20 protein-coding genes and 1 tRNA gene are annotated in these 17,887 nt (G+C 42.8%); all 21 read right to left on the bottom strand.

Annotated elements, in window-relative coordinates; all coding sequences use genetic code 11:
- Positions 1-313: 313 nt before the first annotated feature.
- Positions 314-387: transfer RNA gene (locus P9L93_01965), tRNA-Gln, on the bottom strand.
- Between the two features lie 78 nt (positions 388-465).
- On the bottom strand, positions 466-819 hold the full coding sequence (locus P9L93_01960; protein ID MDP8229849.1) for a PilZ domain-containing protein: 354 nt from the start codon (positions 817-819) through the stop codon (positions 466-468).
- A gap of 23 nt (positions 820-842) precedes the next feature.
- Complete coding sequence (gene gltX / locus P9L93_01955; GenBank protein ID MDP8229848.1) at positions 843-2,120, bottom strand: glutamate--tRNA ligase; 1,278 nt, start codon at positions 2,118-2,120, stop codon at positions 843-845.
- Positions 2,107-2,646: a 2-oxoacid:acceptor oxidoreductase family protein gene (locus tag P9L93_01950; GenBank protein ID MDP8229847.1), complete on the bottom strand. Its 540-nt coding sequence runs from the start codon at positions 2,644-2,646 to the stop codon at positions 2,107-2,109. The genes gltX and P9L93_01950 overlap by 14 nt, the downstream gene beginning before the upstream one ends.
- A complete protein-coding gene (locus tag P9L93_01945) occupies positions 2,643-3,371 on the bottom strand; it encodes a thiamine pyrophosphate-dependent enzyme (protein MDP8229846.1) in 729 nt (242 codons plus the stop codon). Before P9L93_01945 ends, P9L93_01950 begins: the two co-directional genes overlap by 4 nt.
- Positions 3,352-4,443, bottom strand: coding sequence for a 3-methyl-2-oxobutanoate dehydrogenase subunit VorB (locus P9L93_01940; protein ID MDP8229845.1), 1,092 nt, complete (start codon positions 4,441-4,443; stop codon positions 3,352-3,354). The genes P9L93_01945 and P9L93_01940 overlap by 20 nt, the downstream gene beginning before the upstream one ends.
- Positions 4,444-4,507: 64 nt before the next feature.
- Complete coding sequence (locus P9L93_01935; protein ID MDP8229844.1) at positions 4,508-4,714, bottom strand: 4Fe-4S binding protein; 207 nt, start codon at positions 4,712-4,714, stop codon at positions 4,508-4,510.
- Entirely contained in the window at positions 4,702-6,594 is a 1,893-nt protein-coding gene (gene dxs, locus P9L93_01930) for a 1-deoxy-D-xylulose-5-phosphate synthase (GenBank protein MDP8229843.1), read from the bottom strand. The genes P9L93_01935 and dxs overlap by 13 nt, the downstream gene beginning before the upstream one ends.
- Positions 6,587-7,369: a polyprenyl synthetase family protein gene (locus tag P9L93_01925; protein MDP8229842.1), complete on the bottom strand. Its 783-nt coding sequence runs from the start codon at positions 7,367-7,369 to the stop codon at positions 6,587-6,589. Before P9L93_01925 ends, dxs begins: the two co-directional genes overlap by 8 nt.
- Complete coding sequence (xseB, locus tag P9L93_01920; GenBank protein MDP8229841.1) at positions 7,366-7,587, bottom strand: exodeoxyribonuclease VII small subunit; 222 nt, start codon at positions 7,585-7,587, stop codon at positions 7,366-7,368. The genes P9L93_01925 and xseB overlap by 4 nt, the downstream gene beginning before the upstream one ends.
- A gap of 260 nt (positions 7,588-7,847) precedes the next feature.
- The gene (xseA, locus tag P9L93_01915) at positions 7,848-8,975 is read right to left on the bottom strand and encodes an exodeoxyribonuclease VII large subunit (GenBank protein ID MDP8229840.1); all 1,128 of its coding nucleotides are present in this window, start codon (positions 8,973-8,975) and stop codon (positions 7,848-7,850) included.
- Between the two features lies 1 nt (position 8,976).
- Positions 8,977-9,771: a TIGR00282 family metallophosphoesterase gene (locus tag P9L93_01910; GenBank protein ID MDP8229839.1), complete on the bottom strand. Its 795-nt coding sequence runs from the start codon at positions 9,769-9,771 to the stop codon at positions 8,977-8,979.
- Positions 9,772-9,774: 3 nt separating this feature from the next.
- Positions 9,775-11,346, bottom strand: coding sequence for a ribonuclease Y (gene rny / locus P9L93_01905; protein MDP8229838.1), 1,572 nt, complete (start codon positions 11,344-11,346; stop codon positions 9,775-9,777).
- Between the two features lie 40 nt (positions 11,347-11,386).
- On the bottom strand, positions 11,387-11,947 hold the full coding sequence (locus tag P9L93_01900; GenBank protein MDP8229837.1) for a 5-formyltetrahydrofolate cyclo-ligase: 561 nt from the start codon (positions 11,945-11,947) through the stop codon (positions 11,387-11,389).
- A complete protein-coding gene (gene nifU / locus P9L93_01895) occupies positions 11,944-12,342 on the bottom strand; it encodes a Fe-S cluster assembly scaffold protein NifU (protein ID MDP8229836.1) in 399 nt (132 codons plus the stop codon). The genes P9L93_01900 and nifU overlap by 4 nt, the downstream gene beginning before the upstream one ends.
- Positions 12,343-12,346: 4 nt before the next feature.
- Positions 12,347-13,006 (bottom strand): methylenetetrahydrofolate reductase C-terminal domain-containing protein, encoded by a 660-nt coding sequence (locus P9L93_01890; GenBank protein ID MDP8229835.1) that lies wholly within the window; start codon positions 13,004-13,006, stop codon positions 12,347-12,349.
- Positions 13,003-13,512, bottom strand: coding sequence for a TlpA disulfide reductase family protein (locus tag P9L93_01885; protein MDP8229834.1), 510 nt, complete (start codon positions 13,510-13,512; stop codon positions 13,003-13,005). Before P9L93_01885 ends, P9L93_01890 begins: the two co-directional genes overlap by 4 nt.
- A gap of 11 nt (positions 13,513-13,523) precedes the next feature.
- On the bottom strand, positions 13,524-14,240 hold the full coding sequence (locus tag P9L93_01880) for a cytochrome c biogenesis protein CcdA (GenBank protein MDP8229833.1): 717 nt from the start codon (positions 14,238-14,240) through the stop codon (positions 13,524-13,526).
- Positions 14,241-14,256: 16 nt separating this feature from the next.
- Positions 14,257-14,487, bottom strand: coding sequence for a hypothetical protein (locus tag P9L93_01875; protein ID MDP8229832.1), 231 nt, complete (start codon positions 14,485-14,487; stop codon positions 14,257-14,259).
- Between the two features lie 369 nt (positions 14,488-14,856).
- Positions 14,857-15,804 (bottom strand): hypothetical protein, encoded by a 948-nt coding sequence (locus tag P9L93_01870; GenBank protein ID MDP8229831.1) that lies wholly within the window; start codon positions 15,802-15,804, stop codon positions 14,857-14,859.
- Between the two features lie 338 nt (positions 15,805-16,142).
- Complete coding sequence (gene polX, locus P9L93_01865) at positions 16,143-17,846, bottom strand: DNA polymerase/3'-5' exonuclease PolX (GenBank protein MDP8229830.1); 1,704 nt, start codon at positions 17,844-17,846, stop codon at positions 16,143-16,145.
- Positions 17,847-17,887 lie beyond the last annotated feature (41 nt).

Genomic DNA, 17,887 nt, shown 5'->3' with positions numbered 1-17,887 from the left:
TACAGCTGTTGGTGCAGATTGTTTTTATGCTAATTAATTATATCACAAACTGTCATAAAAATATCCCTTAATAGCCATTTACTACAGCTCCTTTACTAAACCGCAATATGGAGATAAAGAGATGGTTCGATGAGATTTTTTTGGGTATTTTTGTATAAAATCGAGATTGCTTCGGCCTGCTCTGCAGGCCTCGCAATGACATGGCGGAATAATTTCCCTAACCCTTTGGAACATGCGAAGATAAAAAAGCCCTGACGAAAATTACTTATCAGGGCTTGCGTTATCTCTCCCTCTGGAATTAGAGAGATTTATGTGGCTGGAGGAGATGGATTCGAACCATCACGACGAGTTCCAGAGACTCGCATCCTACCATTAGATGATCCTCCAATTTTGCGAAGCAAATTTGATCCCGAGCAAACCAAATAATGCGAAGCATTATTTGGTGCGTCGAGGGACCAAATCTTACTATTGCTTTCTTTCCCTTATCTCATTCGCTATATATATCTTAAGGCGGTTTTGGTCTTTTGGGTCGACCCTGGTAAACTCCACACCTACCTCAAATGTCTTCTCGTGTTCCTGGCCTGTATTTCTAATCCATGCTACCTTGCCATTTGCGAATATAGGCAATGAATCAAAAGGAGTCTGGATCTGCATGTTGAGTTTTGTGCCTTTAGCAAGTCTCTCATAGACAACAAAAGAGACCCCACCTTCACTTATATCTTTGCCAACAATCTGATCCTCGGTAAAGGGCTCCTCAAGCGTAGTGTAAAGCACGATAACTGGCCACTGGATCCTTACAAACCTTCTCTTCTCTTGCATAATATACCTATTGTAGGGCAGGTTTAAACCTGCCCTACTGTGTGGATAACTTTCTCTAGTCTTCTTATGGTTTTCTCTTTACCTAAAATCGCCAGGACCTCAAAGATGCCTGCTGAAACACTCTTGCCTGTAACTGCGACTCTTAAAGGATGTATTAAATCCCCGCCCTTGATATTCAAATCCTTCATGAGGGCCCTCATCTCAGCCTCTATTTTTTCAGGGCTGAAATCTTCTATTCTTTCCAGGCGTTCTCTAGCTAACTTTAGTATATCTAAAACTCCCTCTTTTTTCAAAAACTTTTCCTTTGCCTCTTCTCTATAATTCACCTCGTCAGATACAAAGATATCGAGTTCTTCTTTAAATTCAACAAGGGTCTTCACCCGAGGGTGGTAAAGCTGGGCAAGCTTTTTAAACCATGCCGCGTCATATTCGCCTTTAACAAAAGGTGTAACCACCTCTATAAATCTATTTACATCCATTTTCCTTATGTGCTCGCCATTAAGCCAGCGTAGTTTATCCTCATCAAACTCAGCCCCGCGCTTATTGACGCGTTTAAGGCCAAACTTTTTTATTATCTCTGGCGTTTCCATGAATTCCCTGTTATCTCCAGGAGCCCACCCTAATAGCGCAAGATAATTAACCATTGCGTCTGGAAGATATCCTTTTTCTCTATATTCAGAGATCGCCACTGCGCCGAATCTCTTGGAAAGCCGAGACTTATCTGACGCGAGTATCAATGGAATATGCGCAAATTTCGGAGGTTTTACCTTGAGCGCGTTGTACACGGCGATCTGCTTGTTCGTGTTGGAAATATGGTCATCCCCTCTTATTATATGCGTGATCTTCATATCCATGTCATCGATTACACACGCAAAATTATAGGCAGGTGTCCTGTCTGATTTTATCAAAACAAGTTCGCCGATAAGGGCATTGTCTATTTCTATCTCGCCATGGACAATATCGTACATCTTTATCTTTTCAGCAGGCACCTTAAATATGATCGCCTCGCCGTCTTTATACGCGGCTCCTTCTTTGACCAATTTCTCAGCGTGCGAAAGATATATATCCTGGCGTTTGCTCTGAAAATATGGGCCTTCATCCCAGTTCATGCCCAGCCACTCGAGGCTGGAAATGATCTCTTTTAGGTACGCCTCGCTTGAGCGCTTCTTATCTGTATCTTCTATCCTGAGAATAAATTTCCCTGACTGCGCCCTTGCGTATAGCCAGTTAAAAAGCGCTGTCCTGGCGCTTCCTACATGCAAATTCCCTGTGGGGCTTGGCGCAAACCTAACGCGAACCATATTCGTAACCCTCTCTTATTGCCTTTTCATTTAAAGGTATCATGCTGTGACGAGATTTCGGAATAACATCTTTTAAAGAATCTATCAATGCCTGCACCGGCAATATGCCCTTCTTTGATAGAAGCGCGCCAAGCATGATCATGTTTGCAATGCGCTGGCTCCCTAATTTAGAAGCCATATCTGTGGCAGGGATATCTAATACCTCTATATCGTTTCTCTTTGATCCATCTTCTGCCAAAGATTTATTTATGAGTAAAATCCCTTTTTCTTTGACCTTGGCCTCAAATTTCAAAAGCGAAGGCTTGTTCATGACTATGCAAATGCTTGGCTCCCGTACAATAGGAGAAGCGATCTCTTTATCTGAAATAACCACCATGGAATGCGCAGTTCCGCCTCTTACCTCCGCGCCATAAGAAGGCATCCATGTAACAAACTTTCCTTCTTTCATCGCGGCACAAGAAAGGGCCTTCCCCATCAGCATTATGCCCTGGCCTCCAAATCCCGCAAAGACGATTTCTTCTCTCACTTAAATACTCCCAAAGGATATTCTTTTATCATGGTCTCGCCCATCCACTTGACAGCCTCTTCAGATGAAAGTCCTAGATAAGTAGGGCATGCTGAAAGCACTTCAACAATAGAAAGGCCCTGACCATCAAGCTGACTTTGAAACGCCTTTTTTATCGCTCTTTTTGCCTTTAAAATATTTTGAGGAGAATGCGTGGACACCCTCTCTGCATATGAAACACCTGGCAGTGTAGATATGAGTTCGCATACCTTGAGTGGAAAACCATCTCGTTTCTGATCCCTGCCAAAAGGTGAAGTAGCTGTTTTTTGTCCAAGCATCGTGGTCGGCGCCATCTGGCCGCCTGTCATCCCGTAAACCGCGTTATTGACAAAGATAATGGTTATGTTCTCTCCCCTGTTTGCCGCGTGCACGATCTCTGCTGTGCCTATTGCCGCGAGGTCCCCGTCTCCCTGATATCCAAACACTATATTCTCAGGACTCATCCTTTTTATACCTGTAGCAACTGCTGGCACCCTGCCGTGCGCTGCCTCTGTCACATCAAAATCCCAGTAGTCATATGCTATAACTGCGCAGCCAACAGGCGCAATGCCTATGACTTTTTCCCTTATACCAAGATCATCTATTGCCTCGCAGACAAGACGATGCACTATACCATGACCGCATCCAGCGCAATAATGGGTAGATATATCTCTCATGCTGTTTGGCTTACAGAATATTTTTTTCATAAATATAACTGATTATGTCTTCCTCTGTAGGGACCCCGCCGCCTGAACGTCCATAAAAATAAACTGAGCGCTTACAGTCTATGCCAAGCTTGACGTCTTCCACCATTTGTCCGCAGTTCATCTCTACTACTAAAAATTTTTCAATCTTTTCGGCTAACTCTTTCAATTGTTTCTCTGGGAAAGGCCACAGGGTCAAGGGCCTGACCATGCCTATTTTTTTTCCGTCACTGCGAAGTTTTTCAACAACGCTCCTGCAGATCCTGCTGGTCGTGCCATAACTGACTATCATGATCTCACTATCATCTCCGTGCAAGATCTCGCAACGCACCTCTTTTTCTTTAATCTCTTCATATCTTTTCTGCAGTTTCTCATTAAATCTTTCTAATTCGCCATCACCCAACAAAAGCGACTTTATCACCCGCGGCTTCCTGCCTTTACATCCATCCAAGACCCAATCCTTTTTTGCCTGCCCCGTACTGGAGCGAAGCGACTGGTTCGGGGTCCCTTGTCCCTTGTCTCTTGTCTCTAATATCACCGGCTCCATCATCTGCCCCAAAATACCATCGCTTAAAATCATAACAGGCATCCTGTATTGATCTGCTAGATCAAACGAAAGCACAGTCAAATCCACTATCTCCTGCAACGAGGCTGGCGCCAGCACTATCTGACGATAATCGCCATGGCCTCCGCCCCTTGTAGCCTGAAAATAATCACTTTGACTCGGCGCTATATTCCCAAGGCCAGGTCCGCCTCTCATTACATTTACTATTACTGCAGGAAGTTCACAGCCAGCAAGATACGATATGCCTTCCTGCTTAAGGCTGATGCCTGGGCTTGAAGAAGATGTCATTGCCCTCGCGCCTATAAGTGACGCGCCAAAGACCATATTGATGGCGGAAATTTCACTCTCTGACTGCATAAACACGCCTCCTGATTCTGGCATGCGCCTCGACATGTAAGCTGGAAGTTCATTTTGCGGAGTAATAGGGTAGCCGGCGTAAAACCTGCATCCTGCCATTATCGCAGCCTCTGCCAAAACCTCATTACCACACATCAATACTTTTTTAGCCATTGTCTCACCTAACCTTCTTCCTCTGTAGGCCGGGTTTAAACCCGGCCTACAGAGGAAGAAGGAATCATTTATACACTGTTATGCACAGGTCCGGGCATACAATCGCGCAAAAACCACATCCTGTGCATTTCTTATCTTTATCTATAAACAAAACCGGATTAGCCCCTCTTTTATTAATAGAGTCGTCTGATTCAATGCAGGCCTTGGGACAAAATACCACGCAAAGCCTGCAGCCTTTACATTTTTCTCTACCTATCTCTACTTTAGGCACAATAATACCTTTTCCTTGATACGCTCTGCGGAAAGTCCATATTTATCCAATAAAATGTCTCTATCCCCATGTTCAATAAATCTATCTGGAAGCCCTATTGTCTCCATTATAACCTTTTTCCGCGCCTTATCAATAAGAGATTCTGAAACAAAAGAGCCAAAACCCCCGCTCGCTATACCTTCTTCGATTGTAAAGAGTCTCCCTGTCTTTGAAATAGAGTTTAATATTAATTCCAGGTCTAATGGCTTGATAAATCTGGCATTTATAACTTCGCAATCCACACCTTGAGATGATAATAATTCTGCCGCGTGCAAGGCAACACGAGACATATAGCCAACACATAACAACGTAACATCCTTGCCTTCCCTCAATATCTCTCCTTTACCAAAGCCGAGGTCCAGCCTCGGCTTTTCAAAAAGCCGAGGCTGGACCTCGGCTTTTTCGGCACGATAGCTCCCTCCCCTGGGATACCTGATAGCAATGGGTCCATCATTATAGGAAATAGCAAACTTAAGCATCTCTTTTAATTCTTCTTCATCCTTAGGCGCCATCACTACCATATTTGGCATATTCCTTAAATACGAGATATCAAACACGCCGTGATGCGTGGGCCCGTCTTCACCCACAATACCTGACCGGTCCAGCATAAATATCACATTGAGATTCTGCAGGCACACGTCGTGTATTATCTGGTCGTAAGAACGCTGCAAAAAAGTAGAATACACCGCTACGACTGGCTTTAGTCCTGCGCTTGCCAGGCCTGCCGCAAAACCCACTGCATGCTGCTCTGCCATACCAACATCAAAAAATCTATCAGGGAAGATACTTGCAAATCTATCCAGGCCTGTACCTTCTGGCATCGCGGCAGTTATAGCAATGATCTTATTATTTGCTTTTGCGGCATCTATCATTGCTTCGCCAAATGTATTGGTAAAATTCTCTTTGGCTGGCTTTTTCGCGCCAGTAGCCACGTCAAATGCTCCCACGCCGTGAAATTTTTCAGGCACGTCTTCCGCATACGAATAACCTTTGCCTTTTTTTGTCAATACATGCAAGAGTACTGGCTCATTCATATTGATTATATTCTTCAATGTGCTGACTACCGCGCGCACATCATTGCCATCAATGGGGCCAAAATACCTAAATCCTAATTCTTCAAAAAACATACCCGGCACCAAAAGGCTCTTCAGTCCTTCTTCTAATCGCCTGGCTGCCCTTATCACCCCGAAACCGAATCTTGGCACGCGTTTCAAAAGCGCCTCTACATCTTTTCTGATCTTATTATATCTGGGGGCTGTTATGATCCTATTTAAATATTTACTTAACGCGCCTACGCTTCGAGATATGCTCATCTCATTGTCATTAAGTATTACAAGAAATTTTTTGCGAAGATGTCCCGCGTGATTGAGCGCCTCAAAGGCCATGCCTCCTCCTAAAGACGCGTCACCTATAACAGCTACCACCCTATGCGATTTATTTTCCAGGTCTCTGGCAGCGACCATGCCAAGCGCGGTAGAGATAGACGTAGATCCATGCCCTGTAGTAAAAACATCAAACTCGCTTTCAAATCTATTTGGAAATCCGCTCAGGCCCCCAAGCTGCCGTAATGTCTTAAACCTGTCCTTCCTGCCGGTCAACAGCTTATGCGCATATGCCTGATGCCCTACATCCCATATAATAATGTCTTCAGGCGCGTTAAAACAATAATGTATGCCTGTTATAAGCTCTGCCGCGCCAAGACTCGAGGCAAGATGCCCGCCAGAATTGGAAACTGTCTCAACAATAGCATCCCTTAACTCCTGAGTCAAAACTGGCAATTCATCTACGCTCAGCTTTTTTAAATCAACTGGGTTATTTATATTATCAAGCAACTTAGTCATGTCTTTTCAATATAAGATCTGCTATTTCCTGTAAGATCTTGGCTTTTTTGCCAAAAATATCCAGGTGGGCCTTTGCGCGTCTTGTCAAAAGCTCTGTCATTTTTCTGAGGTGAGGCGCCCCGTAAACTTTTACATAACCATCTTTATCTATCAGGTCATCTATGAGTTGAAATGTAAAACCAATATCTCTACCAAACTTGCTAAGGGCGGTTAGTTTTTTCTTTCCAACGCCTTTAAACATGCCTCCGGCCTTTAGCGCAACTTCAAAAAGCGCGCCTGTCTTGTGACTTGTAACATAATCTAAATCCTTCTTACCCTTGGCCATATCTAAGACCTGGCCTCCTATAGTGCCCTGGCTCCCTATGGCCCTTGAGACTTCCTTTACGATATCCGACTTACTTGTTAACTCAAAGCCCAGTGTCAATAGCGCATCTCCCGCCAAAAGCGCGATCGCCTCATTGAATTTCTTATGGCAGCTCAATTTTCCACGCCTATAATCATCATTATCCATGCAAGGCAGATCATCATGAATAAGCGTATACGTATGTATAAGTTCTATCGCGCAGGCGACTGGCATAATAGCATTTCCTTTTCCCTCGCATGCCTCAAAACTAGCAATAGTCAAAATAGGCCGTATCCTCTTCCCGCCCGGAAGCACTGCATACCTCATAGCCTTGTGGATCACTGCCGGCTTTGTCGTTGCGCAAGGCAAATACCCATCCAATGCCTTATCTATAACCTTTTTCTTATTCGTAATATATTTTTTGATGTTCATTCCTCGAATGGCTCCGTTGTAAGCTTGCCGCCTTTTTTAACCAGGACCTCGACCTTGCGTTTTGTCTCGTCTAGCCGCTTCCTGCATTGATGAAGAAGCTTAACACCATCCTCGTATTTCTTCAATGACTCATCCAGAGGCATCTCGCCACTCTCTAAATCATTCACGATTGTCTCCAGATTTTTCATCATCTCTTCGAATTTTAATTCCTTTGCCATTATAACCCCCTTCAATGAGCAGACAAGTTACGAAAATTGAAAATTTTCGTAACTTGTAGCCATTGGCATCGCAGATGCCAATGGCGTCTGCGAATTGAACCCCGTTCCAAATTCTTAAAGATCATCAAACAACCTATCAGAATTGTACGCGAGTAGTTCCAAAAAATAAATCGCGCATCACTCAGAATTTGGAACGGGGTCGAATTCGGACTAATAAGTTACGAAAATCATAGATTTTCGTAACTTATGTCCTCATTCGACTACTCTACTCTGCTTCTGAAGTTTCCTTTTGAAAGTCTCGTCTCTATCATATCCCCTGTCTTGAGAGATTTTACGTCTTTAAGGACTTTTCCTTCTGGCAATTTAAAACTAATGCTATACCCGCGGCCTAAAATTCCCAGAGGGCTTAATATCTCTAATTTCTCAGAAAGCAGCCTAAAATTCCCTTCCTTGATCTCAATATAATGCCTGAATCTCAGACTCAATCCATCTTCTATATCATCTAATCGCTGCTCATATTCCTTTACTATATTCAAAGGATACTCCTTGAGCCTTCTTTCCAGATTCTCCAATCTCTCAGCGATCTCCCCTTTATTCGCAATAGCGCGCTCTGCAGCCACAGAAGGTGTTGGCGCCCTAAGGTCTGCTACAAAATCACTGATCGTCCAGTCTATCTCATGGCCCACAGCGCTTATAACAGGTATCTTTGAAGCATGTATGGCACGGGCAACTATCTCTTCATTAAACGCCCACAGATCTTCTAAGCTTCCGCCGCCTCGTCCTACTATCATTACGTCAATATTGCCCAGCTTATTAAAACCCTCTATTGCCCTTACTATCTCTTCTTTTGCTCCCTGGCCCTGCACCTTTACAGGATTTATCACTACTTCTACATTTGAAAATCTCTTGTCCAATACATGAAGCATGTCTCTGATAGCTGCGCCAGTCGGAGAAGTCACTATACCGATCCTGTTCGGAAGCATTGGTATTGGTCTTTTGCGCGCCTGGTCAAACAGGCCTTCTTTAAAAAGTCTCTCTTTTAATTGTTCAAATGCCAGCTGCAAGGCCCCTACGCCCTTGGGCTCCATCTTTATGACATTCATCTGATACTGGCCTCGCTTTTCAAACACACTCACCCTGCCAAAACATATCACCTGCATGCCATCCTGTATTTCAAATTTATTTTTTACATTACAATTTTTGAAAAATGTGCATTTTAATTCACTCCTGTCATCCTTTAATGTAAAATAAAAATGACCTGATGAATGACTTTTAAAATTAGAGATCTCGCCTTCCACCCATATATTGGAAAAAGAGGACTCAAGAACTGTCCTTATGCCTGAGGTTAATTCGCTTACCTGGTATACAAAGGTTCCTTCTTTGACCATATTATAAATAGCTTTCTATTTTTTCTTTCACTCTTTCTATAGAGACTGCCTTGCCTGTCTTTTCATCTACCTCAACTATCGCCCCCTGAAGCTCTACATCCTTATCTGCCATCTCGAATTTCGTTGGCATATAGGTAAGAAAATGCTCTACAATAGGCTCTACCTTTCGACCTATAACTGAATCTTGAGCGCCTGTCATGCCCAGATCTGTTATATAAGCGCTTCCATACGGCAGGATCTTCTCATCTGCTGTCTGGACATGCGTGTGGGTCCCGAATATCGCGCTTACCTTTCCGTCGAGAAATCTCCCTAAAGCTATTTTCTCGCTCGTAGCTTCCGCGTGTATATCCACCAGGATGATCTTTGTCTCTTCAGAAAGTTCTTTTACTTTTCTTTCTGCGGTCTTAAAAGGACACGCGTCAATGTTATTCATAAAAACCCTGCCAAGCACATTTACCGCGCCTACCTTTTTACCAGAACCCAGTTTAACAACAGTTGACCCTCTACCAGGACATTCGTCTGGATAATTTGCTGGCCGCAAGATCCTTTTATCTTTCTCTAACTTCTCATATATCTCTTTTTTCTTCCATATATGATCTCCTGCAGTCAATACATCCACTTTAGCGTTTAAGAGCTCGTCCGCAGTATCAATAGTAAGACCTGAGCCGCCAGCAATATTCTCAGCATTCGCAATGACAAGATCTATACACCTATCCTTGCGAATCTCAGGCACTATTCGCTTAACAGCCTCTCTTCCAGGCCTACCAACTATGTCACCAATCAGTAGAATTTTCATATTTTATTTTGCGTACTCTATCGCTCTCGTCTCCCTGATCACAGTCACCCTTATCTGACCAGGGTATTCAAGGCCTTCTTCTATTTTCTTACTTATCTCTCTGGCAAGGCCTATTGCCTGCAGGTCACTGACCCTGTCTGGCTGGATCATTACTCTTATCTCCCTGCCTGCCTGTATAGCATATGCCTTTTCAACACCCTTGAACGAATCCGCTATAGCCTCTAATTTCTCAAGGCGTTTTATGTAGTTCTCAAGCGTCTCTCTTCGCGCGCCAGGCCTTGTCGCGCTGACTGTGTCAGCAGCCTGTAAAAGTATGGCGTAGATAGAGCTTGGCTCTTCTTCCTCGTGGTGAGAGGCGATCGCGTTCACGATCTCCTGAGATTCGCCATATTTCTTTGCTAGCTTTGCGCCTATCTCAGCGTGCGGGCCTTCTACTTCGTGAGTAACTGCCTTTCCTATATCATGCAAAAGCCCTATGCGTTTTGCCAGAGTCACGTCCAGATTTAATTCCCCGGCCATAACAGCCATGATAATGCTTACCTCTTTCATGTGCTGTAAAGCATTCTGGCCATAACTGGTCCTGTATTTCAGCCTACCTATAAGCCTGACGATCTCAGGATGCACGCGCTGAAGGCCTAATTCAAAAATAGTATGCTCGCCTTCTTCTTTTATGGTATTATCCATCTCGTGCTTTACCTTGCCTACGACCTCTTCTATGCGGCCTGGATGAATCCTGCCGTCCTGCAAAAGTCGCTCAAGGCTTGCCCTGGCTATCTCGCGCTTTACCATATCAAAACCAGAAAGTATTACTGCCTCTGGAGTATCATCGTTGATCACGTCAATACCTGTGGCGACCTCGAGAGCCCTTATGTTTCTGCCTTCCCTTCCTATGATCCTTCCTTTCATCTCATCATTCGGAAGAGGCACCACAGACACAGTGGTATTAGTGACATGCTCTGCGGCGCATTTGTGTATAGCGCTTGATAAGACCTCTTTTGCCTTCTTGTTCGCAGACTCCTTGGATCTGTCCAGGATCTCCTTGAAAAGCTTCTGCGCCTCTTGCTGCGCATCATCTTCTACCCTGCGCAAAAAGAGTTTCTTTGCTTCTTCTACGCTAAGGCCTGATATCCTCTGAAGTTTTTGCCTTTCCTCCGCGATGAGCCTTGAAAGATCGTTTTGTCTCGTTTCAATAGACTTCTCTTTACCCACAAGAAGGCCTTCTCTCTTCGAGATATCCCCATCCTTCTTATCAAGTATATCTACTTTGCGATCGATATTTTCCTCTTTTTGCAAGAGCTTCTTTTCAAGATTTGTGATCTCGAGGCGCTTTTCCTTTGTCTCGCGCTCAAAATCTGAACGGACCTTATATTTTGAATCCCTTGCCTCAAGCTCAAGCTCTTTCTTTCTATTATCCAGCTCCTTCTTTGACTCCTCTAAGATCTTTTTCGTCCTCTCCTCGTTCTCTCTCAGATGTTTTTCAGAAAAGAACTTTCTTATAAAATATCCCGCGAAAAACACCAGGATAAAAACCAGGACCTCTATTACAGAGATGATCGTCTTAATATTCGATTCCATTGTAAACACCTCCTGACTGTATATGTAAAATGTGACTTGCCTAGTTAGTGATGACAGCAGTGAGAGGGATGTCGCGAGCAGTGGTAGGTATTTTATCCAAAACCTGAAATCTAAAGCCTAGGCCTATCTTAGGCGTATCCTTGGGTATGCGTTTTAAAAAACTATCATAATAGCCCTTACCACGACCGAGCCTGTTGTTCTTTTTATCAAAAGCTACGCCAGGTACTATTATCAGATCTACCTTCTTCGCATTAAAAGATTTTCCAGGTTTAGATTCTCTTGGTTCGTAAATACCATACAGGCTTTTTTTCATGCCCTGCTTGAAACCTGTAAAACAAACAGGCCTCAAATTCTTCTCTCTCACTAAGGTAACTGGTAAAACCACCTTTTTGCCCATTGAAAGGGCCTTTTTTATTATAGGACCTGCCTCTACTTCGGCCGTGCCCTTTGAAACATAAAGCATCACGCACTTTGATGTTAAAAATTCTTTTTGTGAAAATAGCTTTTTTTGTATAGCTTTGCTTTTGATTCTCCTTTCCAACTTTGTTTGACGATTTAATAGTTGTCTCATTTTTTTCCTTAAGACTTCTTTTCTATTCATGCCTTTTTCTTGCCACTCTTTTCTAAATAATCATCGATTGCTGATTTAAGTGCCTGCTCTGCGAGCAGCGAGCAATGCATCTTTATAGGAGGTAATCCCCCTAGCGCCTCTGCAACAGCCCTGTTAGAAAGTTTCAGTGCCTCGTCGACAGTCTTTCCCTTGACAAGTTCTGTCACCATACTGCTAGTGGCAATAGCTGCGCCACATCCGTACGTTTTAAACTTTGCATCCACAATTATATTGTCTCTCACCTTAATATAGAGCTTCATGATGTCTCCACAGACTGCGTTTCCGACATTCCCAATTCCATCTGCGTCCAGAATCTCTCCCACATTCCTGGGATTCCTGAAATGCTCCATCACCTTTTCACTGTATTGAGTGTTAAACCCTTCCATGACCTTATTCTCCTTTTACTAAAAGTTTTCTCGGCTTAGTAGTCTTAGAATAATCCTTTGCTGGCCTTCGCTTCTTCATATTCTCTAAGCTGCCTAATTCCTTAAGCCTATTATAGATCAATATCCATGCGCAGTCCTGATCCTTATCTATTTCGCATTTTCCCTTATCTGAACCACCGCATGGCCCGTTTAAAAGACCCTTTGCGCACCTTGTAACAGGACAAATGCCTCCTGTAACATTAAGCACGCATTCCCCGCACATTGCGCATCTTTCGAAAAATCCAACGCCAGTCTTATCTACTATAGATCCGAACAGCGTATCGCATCCCGTACAAACAAGTCTCTTTGCCCTGTCATTATCCAGAACAGACTGTACTCCAAGACCACATGAAAGCACTAAAAACGCGTCAGATGCGTCGATTGCCTTCTTGTTCTTTGCAAAGACCATCTTTGTCTGGCTTGCAATACACGGAGAATCAGGTATTGCCCATCCAGTAACAGTCTTGCCATTTTCTTCCAGGAGTTTTTTCATTTCCAAAACTTCTTTTTCTCCACCAGTCTTGCAAGTAGTAGCGCAATCCCCGCAGCCAACTAAAAAGACATTCTTCTTTGACCCCAACGCTTTCAATATTTCTTCAAAGGGTTTTTTTTGACTGACGATCATAAAAGCTCCTTTATGTCTTTCTCAAATACTTCTTTTCCCTTGTAACCTATATATCTTTTTCTTATGCCGCCATCTCTATCTATGACAAAGGTTGTAGGTAGAGACATTATGCCGCCATATAGGTCGCTGACCTCGTCTGTCCCTATTAAAAGCGTGTAATTAATGCCATTCTCTTCTGCAAAACCGCCTAATATCCTCTCTGCATTCCAGTCAAATGAAATACCTATTATCTCAAGACCTTCATCTCTATACTCATCCTGAAGCTCTATAAAGTGCGGTATCTCTGCCTTGCAGGGCGGACACCATGTTGCCCAAAAATCAAGTATCACTATATTGCCTTTCAAATTAGACAGAGTAGTTTCATTACCATTTATATCCAGAAGCGCAAAATCAGGGGCAGGCCTATAAACTACCTCGGGCACCTTATTGATCCCGCTGAACCAGGTGAATAAAATAATAGCTGTCAAAACAAGGACTGATATAATAATAATGGTTTTCTTACCCATGAACTTTCCCTCTATGCAGCAAGCATGCCTGCAAGTTTTGAAAATATCCCTAAGAATAGCAGTATGCCTACGCCTATTAAGAATACTCCTGTAATTATCGGGACGAATTTCATAAAACCCTTGAAGCGGTTAAATATAAAAAGAAACTGGTTTATCAAGAGACTCGAGATCAAAAACGGTACGCCCAGACCCATTGAATAAAACGACAAAAGCATTATTGCCCTGGGCAGGCTCTCGAGCGTGGACGCGTATATAAGTATTGTTGAAAGTATAGGGCCCACACACGGTGTCCAGCCAAAAGCAAATGCCATACCTATTAACAAAGAGCTAAAATAACCTGTTTTTCTTTTAGCAAGGGCTGTTTTTTTCGCTCGACTCAAAAAACCCAGATTAAACACGCCAGCCATATGCAGGCCGAATAGAATTATGAGTATCCCGCCTGCTTTTTCCAGCCAGCTCTTTCTTATGCCAAAGAAGCTTCCCAGGTACGCGAATGTGATACCGAGAAGCATAAATACGATAGAAAACCCGAGTATGAAAAATAAGGAATGTAAAACAGTGATCTTTCTTATATTAAAGGAAGATCCGCCAGTCTTTAAATCCTCAAAAGACCGCCCTGTTATATATGTTATATATGAGGGAAAAAGAGGTAGGACACACGGAGAAAGAAACGTCAAGAGCCCGGCCACAAAAGATACAATAATAGAGACTTCGCTTGTACTAGTCATAGTTTCTCCTTGGGTTCTATCGCGAAGCCCTGACCCTTATTATATCCTGCTGCGCCCGTACATCCTCGAGACGCGCTATCATATCCTGTTGATTCTTTAAAACTTCATCTATCTTCTCTGAGAGCTCTTTAATGTCTTTGGCATCACTGGAAGATTTTTGCTCCCTGCCAAAGCCCTTAAGAGTGAACACCCCCAAAGAGATTATGATCGCCAGAAAAAGCGACAAAAGCCATGCTCTTCTCGCCATAATTCACCTCTTTCAAATGAGCACGCAATTTACGGAACAACGTGAACGTAAATTGCTGTGCGAATTTGCCCCGTTCCAAATTCTTAAAAATCATCGAATAACCCATTAGAATTGCACGCAAGTAGTTCCAAAAAATAAATCGCGCATCACTCAGAATTTGGAATGGGGTAACTTATATCTGTATTCATTATAACAAATCAAGAGTAGGTAGTCAATAGTAGGTTTTGGCAGGGCCGGGCTAGGGCCTTCGGCACTGGAGAGATTTTGCCGTCCGCTACGGTCCGCCTTAGGCGGATCCTTGCGGACATTTGCCAAAACCTTCCTAATGTGCCTACGGCCCCAGCCCTGCCAAATATAAACAAATTAAGCTTACATCCCCTTTCTGACTTGTATTTCGGGGATAACCACTTCTTCTACAATCTGTTCTGTCTGTTTTTTTGATATTTTCTTTGCAAATAAAGTTTTTTGTCTCTCAAAGATTTCTTTTGTGTCTGTATTTGTTTCAGAAAAGATAACCAACTCAAATGGTTTTCTGATATTAATTTCTCCAACAAAAATACTTACCAAGAAAAGTATATCTATTATAGGCTCGCTAACTTTAAGTGATAAAACAAGTCTGCCATCCTTTTCAGCTTGATGAGCTTCTTTTGTCTCAATTAAATCTTTCTGTTTCAATGCCTTCAATAGTTGCCTTAGAGCTTCTTCCTTCAAAACCAAAGTAGCGCGGTTTTGATAAATCGAAGTAAAGTCTGCTCCTAGCAAAATCTCACCAGCTATTTCAGTATAAAACTCATGCACTTCTTTATCTTTCAAAATACTAAATGACAATTTTGTCTTGCATTCTGTATCTGGATGAGGGTAAGACTCTACCTTTGCGAAGCTATCGTAAATATAAGATAATCGTTTCCGAGGTAACGCCTTAGAATCTATAGAGATGTGATAATAATCCCCGTCTCCGGTTACACTACCTTTAACATAAATATACCTTCTCAATTTACCTAGTCTAACAAGAGCTCCTAAGCCATATTCATAGCCAGAGAGTTCGGACATAGTATCAATGTTTTCGCCTTCTAATATCCTTTCACGTAGCCTATTAACTTCAAAATAAGGATCGTACTTTACTTCTAAACCAGAGGAAATCATAATCACTCGTGCAAAATCAAGACTGTTGACATTTTCCCTTAGATTAAAAGTGGACATCATCGGTATTCTTAATGCATAGGCAAAACTCTGATACGCCAGTATTGCTATTGTCATAAATACTAAGGCTATATTAACCCTCAACCTAAAATTATACCTTTTTCTAAACTTCCTCATAATCCACCCAAAAAAATAGCCTTTGCCTTTCTCTTAACTAGTTTTTATTATAACATAAAAAGCGTGATTATTAAAGGTTTTTTACGTGTCTTAAACCCAAAAGGAGGCCTGGTCGCTCCCCTGCACCACTCAGACCAAGGGGTATTGGGGCTTCTTTTACGCGAGCGGGCACGGTGCTAAAGTAGACAAAACAGTCAGTGACTGTTTTGTCTACTTTAGCGAGCGAGCGTAAAAAAAGAGCAAAATTTTCACGCTGGGAAAATTTTGCGTCCCCAAGACCCCTTGGTCTGAGTGGTGCAGGGGAAATTTTCACCTGAGCGACCAGGCTTCCTTTTGGGTTAAAGCCTATCCCTCAATTTCTCAAAGGACAAAGTATTTATTACATCCTTTTTCTCAAGCCAGCCTCGGCGGGCTACGGAGATGCCTAGGTTAATATTATCAAGTTCTGCGGCAATGTGCGCGTCTGTATTTATTGCTATTTTAACGCCCTTTTCCTTTGCCATGCGGCAACCTGTGTCATTTAGGTCCAGCCGCTGGGGATAACTATTTATCTCAATGGCTGTATTTGTATCCCTACATACCTTAAGTATCTCTTCGAGCTCTATCTCATACGGCTCTCTTGCGCCCCAGAGCCTACCAGTAGGATGCGCCAAGATATTAACATACCTGTTCTGGCATGCCTTAATAATACGCTCGGTTATCTTCTCCTTTGACTGCTTAAACCCAGAATGTATTGCAGCTATAACAATATCCATATCCTTTAAGATATCGTCAGGATAATCCAGGTTCCCATCTGAATCAATGTCCACCTCTGTACCATATAATACCTTTATATCCTTATACTTCTTGTTCAGGCTATCTATCTCTTTTTTCTTGGATTTTAGTTCATCCCTATTTAAGCCCTGTGCTATCTTAAGGCCCTGCGAATGATCTGTAATAGCAATATATTCATAACCCAGTTCTCTTGCCTTTAGAACAACCTCCTCTATGGAACTCCCACCATCAGACCATTTAGAATGCGCGTGCAGATCGCCTTTTACGTCCTTTAGCTCCACGAGCTTTGGAAGATCCCCTTCTATGCTCGCCTCGACTTCACCCCTGTCCTCTCTTAGCTCAGGAGAGATATAGCTAATGCCTAATTTCTTGCATATTTCTATCTCGGTCTTGCCTGCTATTGCCTTTTCCTTCCTGAATAAGCCATATTCATTCAGCTTCAGACCTTTTTTTATCGCCAGCTGACGTAATTTTATATTATGCTCCTTTGAACCAGTGAAGTACATAAGCGCGGCGCCGTATGAAGCATTTTTTATTACCCTTACATCTACTTGTATGCCATCTTTTGTAACTATTGACGATTTTGTTGGGCCTTTTGCAAGTACGTCTCGCACATCTGGTAGCCTCGTAAAACTATCCATGACCTTGCCAGGGCTCTTCGAGGAAACCAATATATCAATATCCCTCACTGTATCCTTCATTCGCCTCAGGCTGCCAGCAGGATCTATCCTTTTTACTTCCTTTAACTTTTTAAGCTGCTCGATAAAATTCTGGGATGCGTCCATTGCTGTCTTTAGATCCATCCTGTCTCTACCTTTTTTAATAAGCTCTATGCCGCGCAGTATATTTTCAACGGTCTTCTGTTTTATGCCAGGGACATCTTTTATCTTTCCCATGTGAGCCATTCTCTCAAGCATCACCATGTCCTGTATCTGTAATTTATCGTATAATAGCTTTGCTGTCTTAGGTCCTACGCCCGGTATAGATAGCATCTGAATAAGTCCTTTTGGCGTATTCTTCTTCAGATCTTCTAAATACTCAAGCCTCCCGCTTGAAACAATCTCTTTTATCTTTTCTTCCAGGTCTTTTCCAATGCCAGGTATGGCTGTGAGTCTCTCTTCTTTTACAAAAACCTCTATATCTTCAGGCATAGATTCTATGTTGCGTGCTGCGCGCTCATACGCGCGAACCCTGAATACGTTCTCTCCCCTTACCTCAAGGATCTGTGCAATCTGTCTAAAGACCTCAGCTATCTCTTGGTTTTTCATCATATGAATATTTTAACATAGATTTTTCAATACATAAAGTG

This window comes from Candidatus Gorgyraea atricola, assembly GCA_030765235.1.
Lineage (GTDB): Bacteria > Omnitrophota > Gorgyraeia > Gorgyraeales > Gorgyraeaceae > Gorgyraea > Gorgyraea atricola.
Note: the sequence above shows the minus strand (reverse complement) of the source record. Positions and strands in the feature narration are given on the sequence as shown.